The organism is Streptomyces sp. NPDC088350 (assembly GCF_044753545.1).
GTDB lineage: Bacteria > Actinomycetota > Actinomycetes > Streptomycetales > Streptomycetaceae > Streptomyces.
Window position 1 is genome coordinate 117,239 of sequence record NZ_JBIVNL010000018.1, and the last position, 19,202, is coordinate 136,440.

The 19,202-nt window shown below is 71.4% G+C and carries 17 protein-coding genes; 11 read left to right on the top strand and 6 right to left on the bottom strand.

All coding sequences use genetic code 11. The features are described from left to right. The first annotated feature begins 38 nt into the window (after positions 1-38). From ACIQBL_RS43880 to ACIQBL_RS43890, 3 genes are all read left to right on the top strand, one after another. Positions 39-659 (top strand): PadR family transcriptional regulator, encoded by a 621-nt coding sequence (locus ACIQBL_RS43880; RefSeq protein ID WP_401953463.1) that lies wholly within the window; start codon positions 39-41, stop codon positions 657-659. 180 nt (positions 660-839) lie between these two features. Next, positions 840-1,862: an ATP-binding cassette domain-containing protein gene (locus tag ACIQBL_RS43885; protein WP_401953466.1), complete on the top strand. Its 1,023-nt coding sequence runs from the start codon at positions 840-842 to the stop codon at positions 1,860-1,862. Further along, entirely contained in the window at positions 1,859-2,635 is a 777-nt protein-coding gene (locus tag ACIQBL_RS43890; protein WP_401953469.1) for an ABC transporter permease, read from the top strand. Before ACIQBL_RS43885 ends, ACIQBL_RS43890 begins: the two co-directional genes overlap by 4 nt. A 114-nt stretch (positions 2,636-2,749) precedes the next feature. Here the strand turns inward: ACIQBL_RS43890 and ACIQBL_RS43895 are convergent, their stop codons facing one another. Both ACIQBL_RS43895 and ACIQBL_RS43900 read right to left on the bottom strand, forming a co-directional pair. Beyond that, positions 2,750-3,589: a siderophore-interacting protein gene (locus ACIQBL_RS43895; protein ID WP_401953472.1), complete on the bottom strand. Its 840-nt coding sequence runs from the start codon at positions 3,587-3,589 to the stop codon at positions 2,750-2,752. Between the two features lie 89 nt (positions 3,590-3,678). Beyond that, on the bottom strand, positions 3,679-4,608 hold the full coding sequence (locus tag ACIQBL_RS43900) for a 5'-3' exonuclease H3TH domain-containing protein (RefSeq protein ID WP_401953600.1): 930 nt from the start codon (positions 4,606-4,608) through the stop codon (positions 3,679-3,681). A gap of 570 nt (positions 4,609-5,178) precedes the next feature. Here ACIQBL_RS43900 and ACIQBL_RS43905 point away from each other — a divergent pair. Further along, on the top strand, positions 5,179-5,745 hold the full coding sequence (locus ACIQBL_RS43905; RefSeq protein ID WP_401953475.1) for a helix-turn-helix domain-containing protein: 567 nt from the start codon (positions 5,179-5,181) through the stop codon (positions 5,743-5,745). Then, complete coding sequence (locus ACIQBL_RS43910; RefSeq protein ID WP_401953478.1) at positions 5,745-6,464, top strand: helical backbone metal receptor; 720 nt, start codon at positions 5,745-5,747, stop codon at positions 6,462-6,464. Before ACIQBL_RS43905 ends, ACIQBL_RS43910 begins: the two co-directional genes overlap by 1 nt. Here the strand turns inward: ACIQBL_RS43910 and ACIQBL_RS43915 are convergent. Then, the gene (locus ACIQBL_RS43915) at positions 6,391-7,500 is read right to left on the bottom strand and encodes a TDT family transporter (protein ID WP_401953481.1); all 1,110 of its coding nucleotides are present in this window, start codon (positions 7,498-7,500) and stop codon (positions 6,391-6,393) included. The two genes, ACIQBL_RS43910 and ACIQBL_RS43915, sit on opposite strands and share 74 nt — an antisense overlap. 70 nt (positions 7,501-7,570) lie before the next feature. Between ACIQBL_RS43915 and ACIQBL_RS43920 the strand changes: the two genes are divergently transcribed. Then, entirely contained in the window at positions 7,571-8,494 is a 924-nt protein-coding gene (locus ACIQBL_RS43920; RefSeq protein WP_401953483.1) for a LysR family transcriptional regulator, read from the top strand. 212 nt (positions 8,495-8,706) lie between these two features. Continuing rightward, positions 8,707-9,708 (top strand): phosphotransferase, encoded by a 1,002-nt coding sequence (locus ACIQBL_RS43925; protein WP_401953485.1) that lies wholly within the window; start codon positions 8,707-8,709, stop codon positions 9,706-9,708. On the opposite strand, the gene ACIQBL_RS43930 is transcribed toward ACIQBL_RS43925, so the two are convergent. Then, positions 9,671-10,393, bottom strand: a complete 723-nt coding sequence (locus tag ACIQBL_RS43930; protein ID WP_401953488.1) for a gamma-glutamyl-gamma-aminobutyrate hydrolase family protein — start codon at positions 10,391-10,393, stop codon at positions 9,671-9,673. The genes ACIQBL_RS43925 and ACIQBL_RS43930 overlap by 38 nt on opposite strands. Positions 10,394-10,478: 85 nt before the next feature. Then, the gene (locus ACIQBL_RS43935) at positions 10,479-11,213 is read right to left on the bottom strand and encodes a FadR/GntR family transcriptional regulator (RefSeq protein WP_401953491.1); all 735 of its coding nucleotides are present in this window, start codon (positions 11,211-11,213) and stop codon (positions 10,479-10,481) included. 85 nt (positions 11,214-11,298) lie between these two features. Here ACIQBL_RS43935 and ACIQBL_RS43940 point away from each other — a divergent pair, with 85 nt between their 5' ends. Genes ACIQBL_RS43940 through ACIQBL_RS43955 form a run of 4 tightly spaced genes read left to right on the top strand, consistent with a single transcriptional unit; the run spans position 11,299 to position 16,148 of the window. Beyond that, positions 11,299-12,669, top strand: a complete 1,371-nt coding sequence (locus ACIQBL_RS43940; protein ID WP_401953493.1) for a glutamine synthetase family protein — start codon at positions 11,299-11,301, stop codon at positions 12,667-12,669. 40 nt (positions 12,670-12,709) lie between these two features. After that, entirely contained in the window at positions 12,710-14,089 is a 1,380-nt protein-coding gene (locus ACIQBL_RS43945) for an aldehyde dehydrogenase family protein (protein ID WP_401953496.1), read from the top strand. Next, positions 14,086-14,868 (top strand): 3-oxoacyl-ACP reductase, encoded by a 783-nt coding sequence (locus tag ACIQBL_RS43950; protein WP_401953499.1) that lies wholly within the window; start codon positions 14,086-14,088, stop codon positions 14,866-14,868. Before ACIQBL_RS43945 ends, ACIQBL_RS43950 begins: the two co-directional genes overlap by 4 nt. A 44-nt stretch (positions 14,869-14,912) precedes the next feature. Continuing rightward, the gene (locus ACIQBL_RS43955) at positions 14,913-16,148 is read left to right on the top strand and encodes a haloacid dehalogenase-like hydrolase (RefSeq protein WP_401953501.1); all 1,236 of its coding nucleotides are present in this window, start codon (positions 14,913-14,915) and stop codon (positions 16,146-16,148) included. A 19-nt stretch (positions 16,149-16,167) separates the two neighbouring features. On the opposite strand, the gene ACIQBL_RS43960 is transcribed toward ACIQBL_RS43955, so the two are convergent. Beyond that, positions 16,168-17,370 carry an amino acid deaminase/aldolase gene (locus ACIQBL_RS43960; protein ID WP_401953504.1) on the bottom strand — a complete coding sequence of 401 codons (1,203 nt, stop codon included), beginning with the start codon at positions 17,368-17,370 and terminating at the stop codon, positions 16,168-16,170. Positions 17,371-19,202: the final 1,832 nt, after the last annotated feature.

A 19,202-nucleotide genomic window follows, 5' to 3' on the forward strand; every position in this document is an offset into this window, starting at 1 on the left:
TATTCGGATACGAGGTGCGGACGGAGGTGGTGACCCCGATGACCGGGAAGCGTCGCAAGCTGAGCAATCCGCTGGCCCTGGCCGTGCTGGTCACCCTCTGGCAGAAGCCCATGCATCCGTACGAGATCGCCCAGACCCTGCGCCGCCAGGGCAAGGACACCAGCACGAAGATCAACTACGGCTCGCTCTACACGGTCGTGCAGAACCTGGAGAAGCACGGCTTCGTCGAGGTCGCCGACATAGAGCGGAAGGGCAACCGCCCCGAGCGCACGGTCTACGGCCTGACCGAGACCGGCCGCGAGGAGATGGCCGAGTGGCTGTCCGAGCTGCTGGCCCGCCCGGTCAAGGAGTACCCGATCTTCGAGACCGCCCTGTCCCTGCTCGGCGCCCTGCCACCCGACGAGGTGGTGACGCTCCTGGAGGAGCGGGTGAAGAACCTGGACGTGCGGGCGGCGAGCGAGCGCGGCGCGCTGGAGAAGCTGTACGAGTCGGTGCCCCGGCTGTTCCTGGTGGAGACCGAGTACCAATTGCACATGGTCGAGGCGCAGGCCGACTGGGTCCGCGGCTTCCTGGAGGAGATCAGGAAGGGCTCGATGCCCGGCGTCGAAGGATGGCGCCACTTCCACGAGACGGGGGAGCTGCCACCGGAGTTCACCTAGACGAGAAGAACCCCGACCGGGCTGTTGCAGCAGCCCCGCCGGGGTCTCGAACCCCGAACTGACCCGCCGTGCGGCAGAGCCAGGCGATCGAGGTGCGGCACACCCAGGATAGCCCGGCGCTCTTCACGCGGATCAGTCGTGCCCTTGCACACATCCGCCCACACAGGGAGAGCAGTCGTCATGAGTGGTACCCGTGCGCCCGCGGTCGAGGCGCGTCAGCTGATCAAGACCTATCCCGGCGACGTCACCGCCCTCAACGGCATGGACGTCACCGTCGAACCCGGCACCGTCTTCGGCCTCCTCGGCCCGAACGGCGCCGGCAAGTCCACCACCGTCAAGATCCTCACCACCCTGGCCCGCCCCGACTCGGGCACGGCCACCGTCGCGGGCCACGACGTCCTGCGCCACCCCGACCGGGTCCGCCGCGCGATCGGCGTGGTCGCCCAGAACTCCGGCGCCGACCCGACGGCGACCGGCCGCGAGAACCTCCAACTCCAGGGCAGGCTCTACGGCTTGAAGGGCGCCGCCCTCACGAGGCGGGTGGACGAACTCCTCGACCGCTTCACCCTCGCCGACGCCGCCAAGCGCCCGGTCAAGGGCTACTCCGGCGGAATGAGGCGCCGCCTGGACGTGGCGCTCGGCCTGGTGCACCGGCCCGAGGTGCTGTTCCTCGACGAGCCCACCACCGGCCTCGACCCGGAGGCCCGCACGGCGATGTGGGACGAGATCGGCCGGCTGGCCGGGGAGGAGGGCCTGACCATCCTGCTCACCACGCACTACCTCGAAGAGGCCGACCGGCTCGCCGAACGCATCGCGATCGTCGACCGCGGCCGGGTCGTCGTGGAGGGCACCCCCGACTCCCTCAAGGGCGAACTCCGCGGCGACGCCGTCCACTTGGAGCTGCGCGAAGCGCTCGGCGACGCCGGTCGTACGCTCCTGCGGAGCACCCTCGTCGGACTGCCGGGCGTGCACGAGGTGCTGGTCGACGGGCGCCGGGTCAGTGCCCGCGCCGACGACGGAGCGACCGCGATGCCCGTACTGCTGGCAGCGTTCGAGCGCGTCGGCGTCGGGGTCGCCGCCGCGACCGTCGCCCGTCCGTCGCTCGACGACGTCTACCTCCGTTACGCCGGCCGCCGCTACTCCGAGGCCGACTCCAACGGCACCGAGCAGCTTGCCGTCGCCCTCGCCGGAGGTGCGCGATGAGTGCAGCCGTATCCCAGACCTGGTACATGACGCAGCGTCAACTCATGGTGTTCGCACGGCAGCCCGCCTTCGCGGTCATCACCCTCGTCCAGCCGGTGATCTGGCTGTTCCTGTTCGGCAACCTCTTCAAGAAGGTCATCGAACTCGGTGGCTTCGGCACCACCTCGTACCTGGACTACCTCGTCCCCGGCGTGGTCGCGATGAGCGCCCTCAGCTCCAACATGTGGGCGGGCATGGGCACGTTGGAGGAGATCCAGCGCGGCACCCTCAACCGCTTCCTGACCACCCCGGTCAGCCGAGCCGCGCTGATGAACGGCAACGTCGTCAACAACGGCCTGGTGACCGCGTTCCAGTCGGTGATCATCGTGCTGCTGGGACTGCTCGGCGGCGCCGACTACCCCGGCGGCATCGGCGGCATCGCGATCCTGGTCGTAGCCTCCGTGCTGCTCGGCACCATCTTCGGGGCACTCTCCAACGCGCTCGGCATGCTGGTGCGCGAGCGGGAATCCATCATCGGCATCAACACCTTCCTGCTCCTACCGCTGACCTTCCTGTCCAGCGCCTTCATGGCACCGTCCCAAATGCCCTCCTGGATGCGCCACACCGCCGACTTCAACCCACTCAACTGGGCGATGGTGGCGGGCCGTTCGGCGCTGTCCGAGCATCCCGACTGGGGCGACGTACTCAGCCGGGGCGGCGCGCTGCTGGGGCTGGCGGTGGTGGCGGTCTGGCTGTCGATCCGCACGTTCAGGTCATACCAACGGTCGGTATAGCGCCCCGAAAGGGGCGCGGGGCTGTGTCGATATGCGGCTCCGCCGCGTGGGCGCGACCAGCCACGACCGTGCCGCACTCACCAACGGCCCGTCGTGGCACCCCCAGTGGAGCGCTTACGCGGCAACGCCTTCCTGCTCCGCCTCGATCTTCGCGTTCCACTCCCGCTTCGACGCCTGCCACCCGTCCTCGTTGTGCCCGAGCCGCCAGTAGCCGGAGATCGACAGATCCTCGCGCGGAATCGCCAACTCGACCCGCAGCAGGGCGCGCAGGTCCTTCACGAAGGCGGCCTCGCCGTGCACGAACGCGTGGATCCGGCCGTCGGGGAACTCCAGTGCCCGTACGGCCTCGGCGAGCGCCTCGCCGACGGGACGGTCCCCGCGGTGCAGCCAGACGACCTCGATGTCGGAGTCGATCTTCTGCTCCTCCTCGGGGCCGGAGACCTCCACGAAGGCGTGTGCCGTGGCGCCCTCGGGCAGCGACTCCAGGGTGCGGGCGATCGCGGGCAGCGCGCTCTCGTCGCCGACGAGCAGATGCCAGTCGGCGCCCGCGTCGGGGGCGTAGGCGCCGCCGGGGCCCATGAAGTGGACGGTCTCGCCGGGCTGGACGCGGGTGGCCCACGGCCCGGCGAGGCCCTCGTCGCCGTGGATGACGAAGTCCAGGGTGAGTTCGAGGTGTTCGGGGTTCCAGGCGCGCACGGTGTAGGTGCGGGTCACCGGCCACTGCTCGCGGGGGAACTCCTCGCGGATGCGCTCCATGTCGAAGGGCTCGGGGTAGGTCGCGCCCCCGGCCGGGAACAGCAGTTTCACGTAGTGGTCGGTGCAGGTGTCCGCCGAGAACTCGGCCAGACCCTCGCCACCGAGCACCACGCGCTGCATGTGGGGAGTCAGGCGTTCGGTGCGGACGACCTGCGCGGAGTAGGGCTTTCGCGGCTTCCGTGCCGGACGTTCTGCCATGACGGCCTCCCGGGTTCCCATGCTTAGGCTTACCTAAGTTAGCACTACATCCTCTGTGAAAGGCAAGAAAGCAAGGGCAAGAACAATGCTTACGCGCCCAGCGTGGTGAGCAGTCGGGTCAATGATCCGCCCAGCCCCCAGCGCTCCGCCAGTGCGCCCACCAGCTCCGGATCACGCGGGGCGTGCGGCAGCGTCGGGTCGACATCCGGCAGCGGTACGTCGTCCGCGACCCGTACGACCTTGGGCGCGACCGCGACGTACGGCCGCGACTCGTCGAGGCGCTTGCGCTGCGAGGGGGTCAGCTTCGACTTGGGGTCGTCGATCGCCGCCATGATCCCGGGCACGTCACCGAACTCGGCGAGCAGTTTCGCCGCCGTCTTCTCGCCGATGCCCGGCACCCCCGGCAGACCGTCGCTGGGGTCGCCGCGCAGCAGCGCCAGATCCGCGTACCCCCGGCCGTCGACTCCGTACTTCTCGCGCAGCACCGCCTCGTCCGTGAGTTGCAGCATGCCGACGCCCTTGAGGGGATACAGCACCCGGATCCCGCGGGCGTCGTCGACGAGCTGGTACAGGTCGCGGTCGCCGGTGACGATGTCCACCGGGCCCTTGGCGTGCGCGGTGAACGTGCCGATCACGTCGTCGGCCTCGTACGGCTCGACGCCCACGCGCGCGATGCCGACCGCGTCGAGGACCGCCTCGATGATCGGCACCTGCGGGGAGAGCGTGTCCGGCACCTCCTCCGTGTCCGGGCCGCTCTCGCGCACCTCGGCGACGCGGTGCGCCTTGTAGGTGGGGATCAGGTCGACCCGCCACTGCGGCCGCCAGTCCGCGTCCATGCACGCCACCAGCTGCTCGGGACGGTGGTCCTTGACCAGCCGGTCGATGAAGTCGAGCAGCCCGCGCACGGCGTTCACCGGCGTCCCGTCCGGTGCCTTCACGGACTCCGGGACGCCGAAGTAGGCGCGGAAGTAGAGCGAGGCGGTGTCGAGAAGCATCAGTCGTCCGGTCACGTCACGCATCATGCCGCACCGCGCGGACGGTCAGGTGTCGGCGCGGGACGAAAGCGAGAGCAGCCCACCGGGCAGCCGCTGGCGCACCGGCGATCTCCAGCACTCCAGCAGGCACCAGCAGGCACCAGCAGGATCGTCACCCACCCCGGCATCGGCACCACGGCCCGCTCCTTGTCGCCCGGAGTGGTGAACACGGCAGGCGGCCCGATCGGCACCCAGGAGTGACGGGCCGGCGCCCCACGGCAACCCCCGTCCAGCACGGAAAGGATCCGGCCAACCACATAGCGCTACGAAGCCCCGTGATCGGGCCCGAGCGGCGAGCGGGAACACGGGCGTCCGTGCGCGCATTGAACGGAAAGGAGCATTTGTCGCACCGGCCGACCCTCGCCGACCCGCAAGGCCAACCGATCCACTGGCGCGAAACATGGGGTCCGATCGCACGCTGTGTGACGTGGATGTGACAGGCGCATGAAACGGTTTGCCGAACATGCGTAGGGTGCAGAGAACTCATCAGACGCGGTTTCAGAAGTAGCCGCGGAAGCGGCCACGGACCGACGAGCGAAGGAGGGAGCCGGAGCGATGGGCGACCACAAAGAACAGCCCCTTCGGGTGGGCGCGGCCGTACGGCGGCGCCGCCGCGCGCTGTCGCTGACCCTCGCCGTCGTGGCCGAACGCAGCGGCCTGTCGGTGCCCTTCCTGAGCCAGGTCGAGAACGACCGCGCGCGCCCCAGCCGCAGCTCCCTGGAGAAGGTGGCCGACGCCCTGCGCACCACGGCCGTCGAACTCCTCGCCGCCGCCGACCCCGCGTGCAGCGTCGACGTCGTCCGCGCGGAGGACGCCGAGCCGGCCGTCGAACCCCGGATGCGTTCCCTGGTGCGGGGCCACCACCAGCTGCACGCCTCGGAGTTCACCGGCGACCACGACGCCGGACGCGAATTCCAGCACCGCAACGACGAGTTGATGTACGTCGCGGACGGCGCCGTCGAGATCGAGGCGGAGGGCCGCGCGTACCGCCTCGTCCGCGGCGACACCATGTACCTCACCGGAGGCGTCCGGCACCGCTGGCGCGCGACCGTGCCGGACACCCGGGTGGTCGTCGTCGCGGTGGCCGAGCACATCGAGGCGGTCCAGGACCGCCCACGCTGATGCGCGTCGTCTCCCTCGTCCCGTCCCTGACCGAGGCGATCGCCGTGTCGGCGCCGGGAGTTCTGGTCGGCGCGACCGACTGGTGCAGCCACCCGCCCGGCCTCGACGTCACCCGCGTCGGCGGCACCAAGAACCCGAAACTCGACCCGATCCTCGCCCTCGCTCCCGACCTCGTGATCGCCAACGAGGAGGAGAACCGCGCGCCGGACCTGACGGCCTTGCGGGAGGCGGGTGTTGAGGTCCTGGTCACCGAAGTGCGTGACGTCCCGCAGGCGTTCCGCGAACTGGCCCGGGTTCTCGACGCGTGCGGAGCGCCGCCACGACCGCGCTGGCTGGACGAGGCCGAGCGGGCATGGGCGGAACTCCCGGCCCCCGAAAGCCGATTGACCGCCGTCGTCCCCGTCTGGCGCCGCCCCTGGATGGTGCTGGGCCGGGACACCTTCGCGGGCGATGCGCTGTCCCGGCTGGGAGTGGAGAACGTGTACGCGGATCACGGCGAGCGCTATCCGCGGGCCGCGATCGAGGAGTTGCGGGCGAAGGTCCCCGACCTGGTGGTCCTCCCGGACGAGCCGTACCGCTTCACGCCCGAGGACGGACCGGAGGCCTTCCCGGGACTGCCGTGCGCGCTCGTCGGCGGCAGGCACCTCACGTGGTACGGGCCGTCACTGGCCGAAGCGCCACGGGTGCTGGGCGCGGCCCTGCGAGCAGCTCGCCGCTGACCAGCCCGCGTGCCGTGTGCACGGCGGCGGTGGCCCAGGCGGCGACCAGTACGCCGTAGAGGACGATCGCGAGCCCGTCGCAGACGGCGAGGCCGGTGTGGCGGGACAGGGACTCGGCGCCGGTGACGCAGGTGCCGACCGGGAAGGTGAACGCCCACCAGGTCATCGCGAAGCCCATGCCCCGGCGGCGGGCGTGTACGACGTGTGCGGTGGCGAAGCCGAACCAGAGCAGGGCGAAGCCCATGACGGGGACGCCGTAGAGGACGGCGAGGAGGCTGAAGCCGTGGGCGTACGGGGCAGGTACGACACCGGGGGCGAAGTCCGCGAACTTGCCGACGGCGGTGGTGGACTGACCCAGCGGACCCAGCACGAGGAAGAGCGTCGGGGTGAGCGTGAGCGGCATGGGTCCGCCGGCGACGAGCCGGGCGAAGACCAGCGGCAGCATCAACAGGGTGGCCAGCAGGCTCAGCCCGAACATCGCGAAGCACGCGAGGAGCAGGGTCTCCCGGGGCTGTCCGGGCGGCAGGTGGGGCACGAGGAGCGGTCCGAGGGCGGCGGACACCATGGGCGCGACGACGGGCAGCAGCCACACGGGGGTCGCCTGGGACGGGTGCACGTGATGCCGTACGGCCATCAGGTACGGGACGGCGACGGCGGCCGTGAGCCCGACGACCGTACCGGCCCCGAACAGCACGGCGTCGAGTACGACCGCCGCCCGCATCCCGATCCAGTCCTGGCCGACGACCAGGGCACCGCCGCCCACCGCCGACAGGGCCATCGCGAGGCAGCCGTAGAACGGGGCCGTCGCCGGGTCGTGGAGGTGGGCGCGGGCCTGGTCGCGGTGGTGGGTCCAGTGCAGGGTGCGGGCGGCGAGCAGGGCCAGGAGCATCGCGAGGGAGAGGGCCCAGACGGCGGTGCAGGCCGTGCGCAGGCCCGGGAGGTCGCCGGGGAGCCCGGCGCCGGCCGTGGCGACGACGGCGGTGCCCATGACGGAGGCGTACCAGTTGGGTCCGAGGTGACGAACGGCGGTGACCATGCCTTCACCGTCTCGCGGGCTGAGACATGCGACCAGGGAGTATGGGTCTATGGGGACATAAACTGGATTTATGAGCAGCGGCAAGAAGGATGATCAGCCGGAGGGGTCGATAGCGCACCGGGTGCCGGACCTGGGCGCGCTGGAACTGCTCCTCGCGGTGGCACGGCTCGGCAGCCTCGGCGGCGCGGCCCGCGAACTGGGCATCACCCAGCCGGCGGCCAGCAGCCGTATCCGCTCCATGGAACGACAACTCGGCGTAGCCCTGGTGGACCGCTCGCCCCGCGGCTCACGACTCACCGACGCCGGAGCCCTGGTCACCGACTGGGCCCGCCGGGTCGTCGAGGCCGCCGCGGCCTTCGACGCGGGCGCCCAGGCGCTACGACACCGTCGTGACTCCCGGCTCCGCGTCGCCGCCAGCATGACCATCGCCGAGTACCTCCTCCCCGGCTGGCTCCTCGCCCTGCGCTCCCAACGCCCCGACACGGCCGTCTCGTTGCTGGCCGGCAACTCGGCGACGGTCGCGGAACGGCTGCTGTCCGACGAGGCGGACCTCGGCTTCGTGGAGGGCCTGTCGGTCCCGCCCGGCCTCGACTCGACGGTCATCGCCCACGACCACCTGATCGTCGTCACGGCCCCCACCCACCCATGGGCCCGCCGCCGACGCCCTGTCCCGGCACAGGAGTTGGCGTCCACACCACTGATCCTCCGCGAGAAGGGCTCAGGAACAAGGCAGGTGCTGGACGCGGCCCTGGGCGGCCTCGCCCGCCCTCTCATCGAGTTGTCCTCCACCACGGCGGTCAAGGCGTCGGCGGTGAGCGGAGCGGGGCCGGCGGTGCTGAGCGAACTCGCGGTGGGAGAGGAACTGTCGATGCGACGCCTGGTCCGGATACCGGTCGAAGGAGTCTCCCTGGCCCGTGACTTGAGGGCGGTATGGCCCACGGGGCATCGCCCCACGGGACCGGCTCGGGAGCTACTGTCACTGACGCGGGCTTAGCGCCCCGTCCCGGGGCCTATGCCCACCCACCACCCGACTCGACAGGTCGACAGGCGTGGCGCCTCCCCCCAGCCCGTCCGGCGTTTGAGGACGAGGCCGTTCAGGCCGAAGCGGGGGGCTGGGGGCGGCAGCCCCCAGGGAGGGGACGGGTAGGGGCGCCGGGGGCGAAAACCCTTGGCGCGCGCCCGCCCCACTTGCGCACCATAACCGCCATGACCCCCACCGCCCCGCCCGCCAAAGGCATCCGCACCCCCTGGGAAGCCCTGCCCGTCCACCTCCACGAGGCGGTGGCACACATGCTCGGCTCACCCGTGGTCCACGCCGTCACGCAGCCCGGCGGCTTCTCCCCGGGCACGGCCGCCCGTGTGCGGACCGCCGACGGCACCCGCGCCTTCGTCAAGGCGGTCAGTGCCGAGGTCAACCCCCACAGCCCGGCCCTCCATCGCACGGAGGCCCGCAACGCCGCAGCCCTCCCGCCCACGGTCCCCGCTCCCCGCCTCCTCGGCACCCACGACGACGGCACCTGGGTGGCCCTGGTCTTCGAGGAGGTGGCCGGCCGGCAGCCCCATGTGCCCTGGCGGGAGGCCGAGTTGGAGCGGGTGCTGCGTGCCGTGGAGCAGCTGAGCCGCGCGCTCACGCCGTCACCCGTGGACGCTCCGACCGCGGCCGAAAGCCTCGGCGGCACCTTCGCCGGCTGGCAGCGTCTGCTCGACGGCGACGCGGGCTACGCGGGCGACGCGGGCGACGCGGGCGACGTCACGGGACGACTCGACCCGTGGACGGTCGCGCACCTTCCCGAACTCGCCGAACTCGCCGCCCCCTGGCCCGAGTTCGTCACCGGTGACACCCTCGCGCATGCCGACCTGCGCGCCGACAACATGCTGCTCACGGAGGACGGCGGGGTGGTCTTCGTCGACTGGCCGCACGCGGTCCGGGCCGCGCCCTGGTTCGACCTGCTGGTCATGCTCCCGTGTGTCCGGGCCCAAGGCGGCCCGGATCCCGAGGAGTTGTTCACTCGGCATCCCCTGGCCGAGGACGCGGATCCCTCCGGCGTCACCGCCACCCTGGCGGCCCTCACCGGTTTCTTCCTCGCGCACTCGCTCCGGCCGTCACCGCCGGGCCTGCCCACCCTGCGCGCGTTCCAGCGGGCCCAGGGCGACGCGGCCCTGGGGTGGCTCAGGAAGCGGTTGGGGCAGTGGGAGACGGCGCCGTAGCGGCCGTCGCCGCTTCCACCAGCGCCCGCATCACCCGCAGGTCCTCACCCATCTCGGGATGCCACTGCACCCCCAACACCCAGTCGGCGGACGGAAGTTCGACCGCCTCCGGGGTCCCGTCCCCGGCCCACGCCGACACGGCCAGGCCCGCGCCCAGGACGTCCACGGCCTGGTGGTGGAACGTCGGTACGGATGTCTCCTCCGGTACGGCGGACGCGTACAGCGTTCCCGGTACCGGCTTGACCGCGTGCCGCCCGAACACTCCCGGCACCTCCGCGTGCCCGTCGATGTGCTGGACGAGGGTGCCGCCGAGGGCGACGTTCAGCAGTTGCATTCCCCGGCAGATGCCCAGCAACGGCACACCCGCCGTCAACGCGGCCTCGATCAGGGCGAGTTCCCAGGCGTCGCGGGCGAGAGCGGGCGGGCCGGTGCGGGGGTCGCGCTGCGCGCCGTAGCGGACCGGCTCCACGTCGGGGCCGCCCGCGATCACCAGGCCGTCGAGGCGCGCGACGGTCGCCGCGGCGTGCCCGGGGGCGTCCGGCGGCAGCATCGCGGCGAGGCCGCCCGCGCGCTGGACGAGCCGCGGGTAGCCGGCCGGCAGCAGCGCCGCCTCCAGCTCCCAGTTGCCCCAGTGGGCGCCGGTCTCCAGGTATGTACTGATGCCGATCAGCGGCCTGCCCGCCATGCACTCCTCCGACCGAAAAGCGACTCGAATGGACTTGATGGGAACCATTGAACTACTTCACCGGTCACGTGAACTACCCCACCGGTCACGCCAGGAACCCCCGCAGCAGCGCCGCCGTCCCCGCGCAGTGCTCCCGCATCATCTCCCGCGCCCCGTCCGCGTCCCCGTCCAGCACCGCCTCCACCAGCGCGATGTGCTGCCGCTGCGAGTGCTCCAGGTTGCGGACGAGGAGGGGGATGCAGTCGAGAAGGTCGTTCACCGTGGCCCGTACCGCCGCGTACTGCGCGGTCAGGGTCGGTGAACCGCACAGCTCGGCCAGGGTGAGGTGGAGCAGCGTGTCCAGGCGGCGGTAGTCGGCGAGCGGGGCGTCGTGCGTGCGGGCGAGGGCGTCCCGCAGCCGTCCCGCCTGTTCGGCGGTCAGGCCGTGCGTCGCGCACAGGCCCGTCGCGCCGACCTCCAGCACCTCCCGGAAACGGAGTACGTCCTCGATGTCGACGACGCTGATCCGCCGCCGCAGTTCGTCCTCGCCGCCGGCGTCCGACTTCGGCAGGACGAACGTCCCGCCGTAGCGTCCGCGCCGGGACTCCACCAGACCCTGGTCCTGCAGTACCTTCAGAACCTCGCGCAGCGTCACCCGACTGATCCCGAGCCGCTCGGCCAGCTCCCGCTCGGCCGGCAACCGTTCGCCCCCCGGCACCAGACCCAGCCGTACGACCTGCAGTATCTGTTCCAGCGCCTCTTCGAAGCCGTTGCCCGCCCGCACCGGCCGCAGTACCGGGGTCAACCGGTCCTCAAGCCCGTTCTCCGCATCCAGCGACATATGGCGGCACCCCCTTCCCAAGCAATGGTTCTCCGCAATACCTTATGGCTTCCGGCTGACCGTAGAAGCCGAAGGAGGCTTTCCCGTGGCAGACCGCACACCCCCACTGAGCGTCGAGGAACTCCAACGACTCGTCGCCAGTGGTGAGATCGACACTGTTGTCCTGGCCTTCCCCGACATGCAAGGGCGGCTCCAGGGCAAGCGGTTCGCCGCCCACTTCTTCCTGGACGACGTACTCCAGCACGGCACCGAGGGCTGCAACTACCTCCTCGCCGTCGACACCGAGATGAACACGGTCGACGGCTACGCCATGTCCTCCTGGGAGCGCGGTTACGGCGACTTCGCCATGCACCCGGACCTGTCCACCCTCCGCCGTGTGCCCTGGAACGCCGGCACCGCCATGCTCATCGCCGACCTCGCCTGGAACGACGGATCGCCGGTGGTCGCCGCGCCCCGCCAGATCCTGCGCCGCCAGCTGGAGCGCCTCGCCGAGCACGGTTTCACCGCGCAGGTCGGTACGGAGCTGGAGTTCATCGTGTTCAAGGACACGTACGAACAGGCCTGGGACGCCAACTACAGAGGCCTCACCCCGGCCAACCAGTACAACATCGACTACTCGGTCCTCGGGACCGGGCGCATCGAGCCGCTGCTCCGCCGTATCCGCAACGAAATGGCCGCCGCGGGCCTGACCGTCGAGTCCGCCAAGGGCGAGTGCAACCCCGGCCAGCACGAGATCGCCTTCCGCTACGACGACGCCCTCGTCACCTGCGACCAGCACGCCGTCTACAAGACCGGCGCCAAGGAGATCGCCTCGCAGGAGGGCGTCTCGCTCACCTTCATGGCGAAGTACAACGAGCGCGAGGGCAACTCCTGCCACATCCACCTCTCGCTCGGCGACGGCGACGGCGGCAACGCCATGGCGGGGTCCGCGGACGACCCCGGCGGCATGTCCGAGGTCATGCGGTACTTCCTCGCCGGGCAGCTCGCCGCGCTCCGCGACTTCTCGCTGCTCTACGCCCCGAACATCAACTCGTACAAGCGGTTCCAGCCGGGCTCGTTCGCGCCGACCGCCGTCGCCTGGGGGTACGACAACCGCACCTGCGCGCTGCGGGTCGTCGGCCACGGCCGCTCGATGCGCTTCGAGAACCGGCTGCCCGGCGGGGACGTGAATCCCCATCTCGCGGTGGCGGGGCTCGTCGCGGCCGGGCTCTACGGCATCGAGCACAAGCTGGAGCTGCCGGACGCCTGCGCGGGCAACGCCTACAGCGGCGACTACGCGCACGTCCCCACCAATCTCCGCGAGGCCGCCGAGCTGTGGGAGAACAGCCCGATCGCCAAGGCCGCCTTCGGCGACGAGGTCGTCGCGCACTACCGCAACATGGCACGCGTCGAACTGGAAGCCTTCGACGCCGCCGTCACCGACTGGGAGCTGCGTCGCTCCTTCGAACGTCTGTGAGGACCCCCTTGCCCGCCGACGACCGTCTGTGAGGACCCCCTTGCCTGCCGAGCACCCGCTGGAAGTACTCAACCCCGCCACCGAGGAGGTCGTCGCCACCGTCCCGGCCGCCACCGCGGCCGACGTGGACGCCGCCGTCGTACGCGCCGCGCGGGCCCAGGCGAAGTGGGCCGCGCTCCCGCCCGCCGACCGCGCCCGCCTGCTGCGCCGGTTCGCGACCGCCGTCGACGAACACCTCGAAGAACTCGCCCGGTTGGAGGTGCGCGAGGCCGGGCACACGGTCGGCAACGCCCGCTGGGAGGCCGGCAACGTCCGTGATCTGCTCGACTACGCGGCCGGGGGAGTGGAGCGGCTGACGGGTCGTCACATCCCGGTCGCGGGCGGCCTCGACATCACGATCCTCGAACCGCTGGGCGTGGTCGGCGTGATCGCGCCCTGGAACTTCCCCATGCCGATCGCCGCCTGGGGCACCGCACCGGCGCTCGCGGCGGGCAACGCGGTCATCCTCAAGCCCGCCGAGACGACCCCGCTGACCGCGCTCCGGCTGGCCGAACTCGCCCTGGAGGCAGGCCTTCCCGAGGATCTCTTCCAGGTGCTGCCCGGCCACGGCCCGGTCGCGGGCACCGCGCTCGTCGAGCACCCCGGTGTCGCGAAAATCGTGTTCACGGGGTCGACGGCCGTGGGCAAACAGGTGTTGGCGAAGGGCTCGGCGCTCCTCAAGCGCGTCACCCTCGAACTCGGCGGCAAGAGCCCCAACATCGTCTTCGCCGACGCCGACCTCGAAGCCGCCGCGGCAGCCGCCCCCATGTCCTTCCTGGACAACTCCGGCCAGGACTGCTGCGCCCGCACCCGCATCCTCGTCCAGCGCGGCGTCTACGACCGCTTCCTGGAACTCCTGACCCCCGCGATCGAGGGAGTGACGGTCGGCGACCCGGCCGACGAGACGACGGACATGGGCCCGCTGATCTCCAAGGTCCAACTGGAGCGCGTCCGTTCGTACGTCACGGACGACCTCGACGGCATCCGCGGCAAGGCCCCCGAGGGCCCCGGCTTCTGGTTCCCGCCCACCGTCCTCACCGGCGTCGACCCGCACGCACGCGTGGCCGTCGAGGAGGTCTTCGGACCCGTCGCCGTAGTGCTCCCCTTCGAGGACGAGGCGGACGCGATCCGCCTGGCCAACGCCACCGACTACGGCCTCTCCGGCTCCATCTGGACCCGTGACGTCGGCCGCGCCCTGCGCGTCTCGGGGGCCGTCCGGGCCGGCAACCTGTCCGTCAACTCCCATTCCAGCGTCCGCTATTGGACCCCCTTCGGCGGTTTCAAGCAGTCGGGGATCGGCCGCGAACTCGGCCCGGACGCGCTCACCGCCTTCACCGAAACCAAGAACGTCTTCATCAGCACGGAGGGCCCCGCACAGTGACCTCAGAGATTGTTTGCCGGCGTCTCGTCGGCCGTACCGCCGTCATCACCGGAGCCGGCAGCGGCATCGGCCTCGCCACCGCGCGCCGGCTCGCCTCCGAGGGGGCCAACGTCGTCTGCGGCGACATCGACGAGACCCACGGCAAGGCAGCGGCCGACGAGGTCGGCGGGCTGTTCGTGAAGGTCGACGTCACCGACCCGGAGCAGGTCGAGGCGCTCTTCAAGGCCGCCTTCGACACCTACGGCAGCGTCGACATCGCCTTCAACAACGCGGGCATCTCCCCGCCCGACGACGACTCCATCCTCGACACCGGCCTGGAGGCCTGGAAGCGCGTCCAGGACGTCAACCTCACCTCCGTGTACCTGTGCTGCAAGGCCGCCATCCCGTACATGCGCCGCCAGGGCCGGGGCTCCATCATCAACACGGCGTCCTTCGTGGCGCGGATGGGCGCGGCGACCTCGCAGATCTCGTACACGGCGTCCAAGGGCGGCGTCCTCGCCATGTCCCGTGAACTGGGCGTGCAGTTCGCCCGCGAGGGCATCCGCGTCAACGCCCTCTGCCCGGGCCCGGTGAACACCCCCCTCCTCCAGGAACTGTTCGCCAAGGACCCCGAGCGCGCCGCGCGCCGCCTGGTCCACATCCCGGTCGGCCGTTTCGCCGAGGCGACCGAGATCGCCGCCGCGGTCGCCTTCCTGGCCAGCGACGACTCGTCCTTCGTCAACGCCGCCGACTTCCTGGTGGACGGCGGCATCTCGGGCGCGTACGTCACGCCCCTGTAGTAAATAACGGATAAGAAGCAGCCAAAACGGTACGGTCCACGCGTATGCGACACCTTCTCGCGTGGACCCTGGCAGCGGTCGCCGCCCTGGCGACCGCGCCCACCGCCCCCGTACCGACCGCAACCCGCCCGAACTGCCCTCGCCTGTCCGCCAGTTGGTACGGCGACGACCGTGCCCGCCTCCAGCGGGTGATCTGCTCACGGAGGGGCGGCGACCACCCGGTGGCCGTCTTCGACTGGGACAACACGGTCACCAAGAACGACGTCACCGACGCCACCCTCGCCTGGGCCCTGCGACACGACAAGCTCCTCCGCCCGGCCCGCTGGACCGACACGAGCGAGTGGCTGACGCCCACGGCCGACAGTGCCCTGACCAAGGCCTGCGGCACGGCGGTCCCGCCGGGTGCCCCCCTCCCGACCACCACCAACTCCCGCTGCACGGACGAGATCGCCGAGATCCGCGAGACCGGCACGACGACGACCGGCGCCCCCGCCTTCGCCGGCACCTGGAACCACCGCCGCACGGTCCCGCAGTACGCCTGGGTACCCCAGCTCTTCACGGGCCGCACCCCCGCCGAACTAGCGTCCTACGCCCGAGCGGCCCGCCGCGAAGCCCTCGCGGCCCCCATCGGCGCGACCCAACTCCTCGGCACCCACACCGTCCAGGCCTACGTCCGCTACTACGACCAGCAGCGCGACCTGATCCACACCCTCCAACGGGCCGGATTCGACGTCTACATCGTCTCGGCCGGCGCCGAACCGATCACCGAGGTCTGGTCCCAGGGCGTGGGCATCGACGCGCTCCACACCATCGCGATCCGCTCCCTCCTCGACCACCGGGGCCGCATCACCCCGTGGAACACGGGCTGCGGAGACATCCCGGCGACCCGCGGCGAGGCGATCCCGTACATCGACGGCAAACGCTGCTGGATCAACCAGGAGATCTACGGCGTCCAGGGCAACGCGGCCTGGAAGCGGGCGAGTTGGCGGCACCGCCCGGCGATCGCGGGCGGCGACGCCGACACCGACGTGACGTTCGTCGGGGACGCGACCGGCGCCCATCTCGTCGTCAACCGGAACAAGGCCGAGCTGATGTGCCGGGCGTACGACGACGAGGACGGGCGCTGGCTGGTCACGCCGATGTTCATCGACCCGCTCCCGCGCAGACCCGACCCCTACCCGTGCTCGACGACGGCCCGCACGGCGCCGGACGGCACCCACAACCCCCTTCTGCGGGAGGACGGTTCGCCGGTGCCCGACCAACAGGACGCGGTCTACTGACAGTTGCCCTGCTCGCCGCCTACAGGAAGGTGTGGCCCTCGCCGCGATAGGTCGGGACGGTCGCCGTCACCGTGTCGCCCTCGATCAGGTGCAACACGTCGAACCGCTCGCACAGTTCACCGGCCTTGGCGTGCCGGAACCACACCTTGTCGCCGATGAGCAGGTCGTCGGCCGGCGGGCCCAGCAGCGGCGTCTGGACCTCGCCGGGGCCCTCCATGGGGTCGTAGCGCAGGCCCTCCGGGAGGTACGGCACCGGGAGCCGGTCGGAGCCGGGGGCGCCGGAGGCGGGGTAGCCGCCGCCGAGGACCGTGACGACGCCGACGCCCGGGCGCCGTACGACGGGCTGGGCGAAGAGGGCGGCCGGACGGCCGGTGAACGACGTGTAGTTGTCGAAGAGGCGCGGCACGTACAGACCGGAACCGGCCGCGATCTCGGTCACCGAGTCCTCGGCGGCGGTGTACTGCACACTGCCGGTGCCGCCGCCGTTGACGAACTCCAGGTCGGGCACCACGGCCCGCACGGCCCGCACCACTTCGGCGCGCCGCTCGGCGAGTTCGCGCTTGGCGGTGGCCTGCATCAGCCGGATGGCGCGGGAGCGGAGGGGCCGCCCCGCGACGGAGTCGCCGACGCCGGCGATGTGGCCCTCGTAGGCCATGATCCCGACGACCTTGAAGCCGGGACGGCGGGACACCGTCCGTGCGATGTCGGCGAGTTGGGCGGGGGAGCGCAGCGGCGAGCGGAGCGCGCCGACGCGGACCCGGCCGCCGAGCATCCGCAGCGAGGTGTCCAACTCCAGGCAGACGCGCACGACTTCGGTGCCGCCGTCGCGTGAGTCGTCGATGAGCTTGAGCTGTGCCGGGTCGTCGATCATCACGGTGACGGCGGAGGCGAGCTTGGGGTCGTTGGCCAGTTCGCCGAAGGCGGCGCGGTCGGCGGAGGGGTAGGCGAGGAGGACGTCGTCGAAGCCGGAGCGGGCGAGCCAGAGGGACTCGGCCAGGGTGAAGGACATCAGGCCCGCGAAGCCGTCCCTGGCCAGCACCCGTTCGAGCAGGGTTCGGCAGCGGACGGACTTGCTCGCGACACGGACCGGCTTGCCGCCGGCCCGGCGGACGAGGTCGTCCGCGTTGGCATCGAAGGCATCCAGGTCGACGATCGCGACGGGGGCGTCGAGGTGGGCGGTGGCCCGGTCGTAACGGGCCCGGTCGGCGGCGCGCGCAGTCATGAACGCAGCCTGCCAGACAGGATTACCGCAGGGTAGGGGGACGTTCCGGGCAGATGCCCCGGGGGCGCGGACTGGTTCCCGTTCGAGCGGGGGCAACCCGTAGAGTGACGCGCACGCACGGAGGAAACGCCGCCGGTCGTTCGACCGCGCCCGGGATGGCGGTCCGCCGCTGCGGGTATGCGTGCCCGGGACGACTTTGAATTTGTGTGCGTGCCGGGTGAGAGCGGGGTGGACATCGGCCCGTATACGAGCGAAGGGCAGGAGTACACCGGCCCGCATACGAACAAACGGTGGCCCGGGTACGAGGAAACGGGGGGTGCATGAGCACGGAAGCGCGACGCGCCCCCGTACCGCCGCACCCGACGAACCTGACGAACTCGGCGGACGGGCCGTCGTCGGACGACGTAACAGGCGAGGACTTGGACCAACCGCATTCCGGCTCGACGGGTAGTTCGGATTCCGCTTCGGATTCTGCTTCGGGACCCGTTTCGGGGTCGACGTCGACGCCCGCTTCGGGGACGCACGGGCCGGGGGACCGGCCGACTGCGCGGGATGCGCAGGGTGCCGCGAGCCGGCCGATTGCGCCGAACAGGCCTGGTACGCCGGGTACGCCGAACAGGCCTGGTACGCCGGGTACTTCGTCTGCGCCGGCCGCGTCGAACGCGTGGAGCGCGCAAGGATCGCCGGGTGCGCTGGGTGCCCCGGCGAACGGTGGTCCGGCGGCCCGGCGGCCCGCTTCCGGGGCCGCCTGGGGTTCCGCCGCAGTCCCGGGAACCGGCCGAGGACCGTCCGCAACGGGTCCTGACGTGCCACCGCGCGGGACGGGTTCCGGTACGGCGTCGCCCAGGAGCGAGACCGACGGCTTCGGTACGGCGTCGGCCGGAAGGGGGAGCGGCGGATTCGGTACGGCATCCTGGGGCGGCGACGACCTCCCCGGTGAGGCGTGGTGGGACGGCGGAGACCCCAGACGTACGACACCGCAGCCCAAGGGGACCGACGCCCGCACCGTGTCGTCCTGGGGTAACGGTTCCGACGGGCGTGCCGTGCCTCCGGGTAACAGCCGTGATTCCCGCACGGCGCCTCGGGGTAACGGCCCTGACGCTCGCACGGCGCCTTCTGGCAACGCCTCCGGTCCCCGGACAGCGCCTTCCGGCAACGGCTCCGGTCCCCGGACCGTGCCTTCCGGCAACGGCCCTGACGCCCGTACCGAGTATCGGAACAGCGGGTTCGATGCCCGTACCGCGTCTCAGAACGGCGGCTCCGGCGCTGGTAACGGGTCTCAGAACGGCGGGTCCGGCGCTCGTAACGGGTCTCAGAACAATGGCTCCGGCGCCCGTTCCGCGTCTCAGAACGGCGGGTCCGACGCCCGTAGCGGTTCTGCTCCCGGTTCTGCTTCCGCCTCCTCCGGCAGCCGGCCGCGCTTCCCTGGTCTGCGGCCCTTCTCGCCCCGTGCCACCGACCCCGTGAGCCCACCGCCTCCGCCGGCCTCGGCACGCTTCCCGGACACACCGCCCGCGCCCGGCGGCGACACGCGTCGCGCGAACCCCGATGGACCGGGCGCCGTGCCACCCCGCCCACCCCACCGCCCCACGGCAGCGGCAGCGGCAGCGGCAGCGGCAGCGGCAGCGCCGGATGGTGGCGAAGCACAGCGGGAGACCAAGCCTGCCCCGCTGCACTCGGAGGGTGAGGTTCCGGGTCGGCCGTCGTCCGAGCGGCGGCGTTACGTCCCGACGCGTCCGGGGACGACTGCCGGTTCCGCTAAGCCGGCGGGTCCCGTAGGTGAGGCCCCGCGTCAAGCATCCGACCCGCTGCACTCGGAGGGTGAGGTTCCG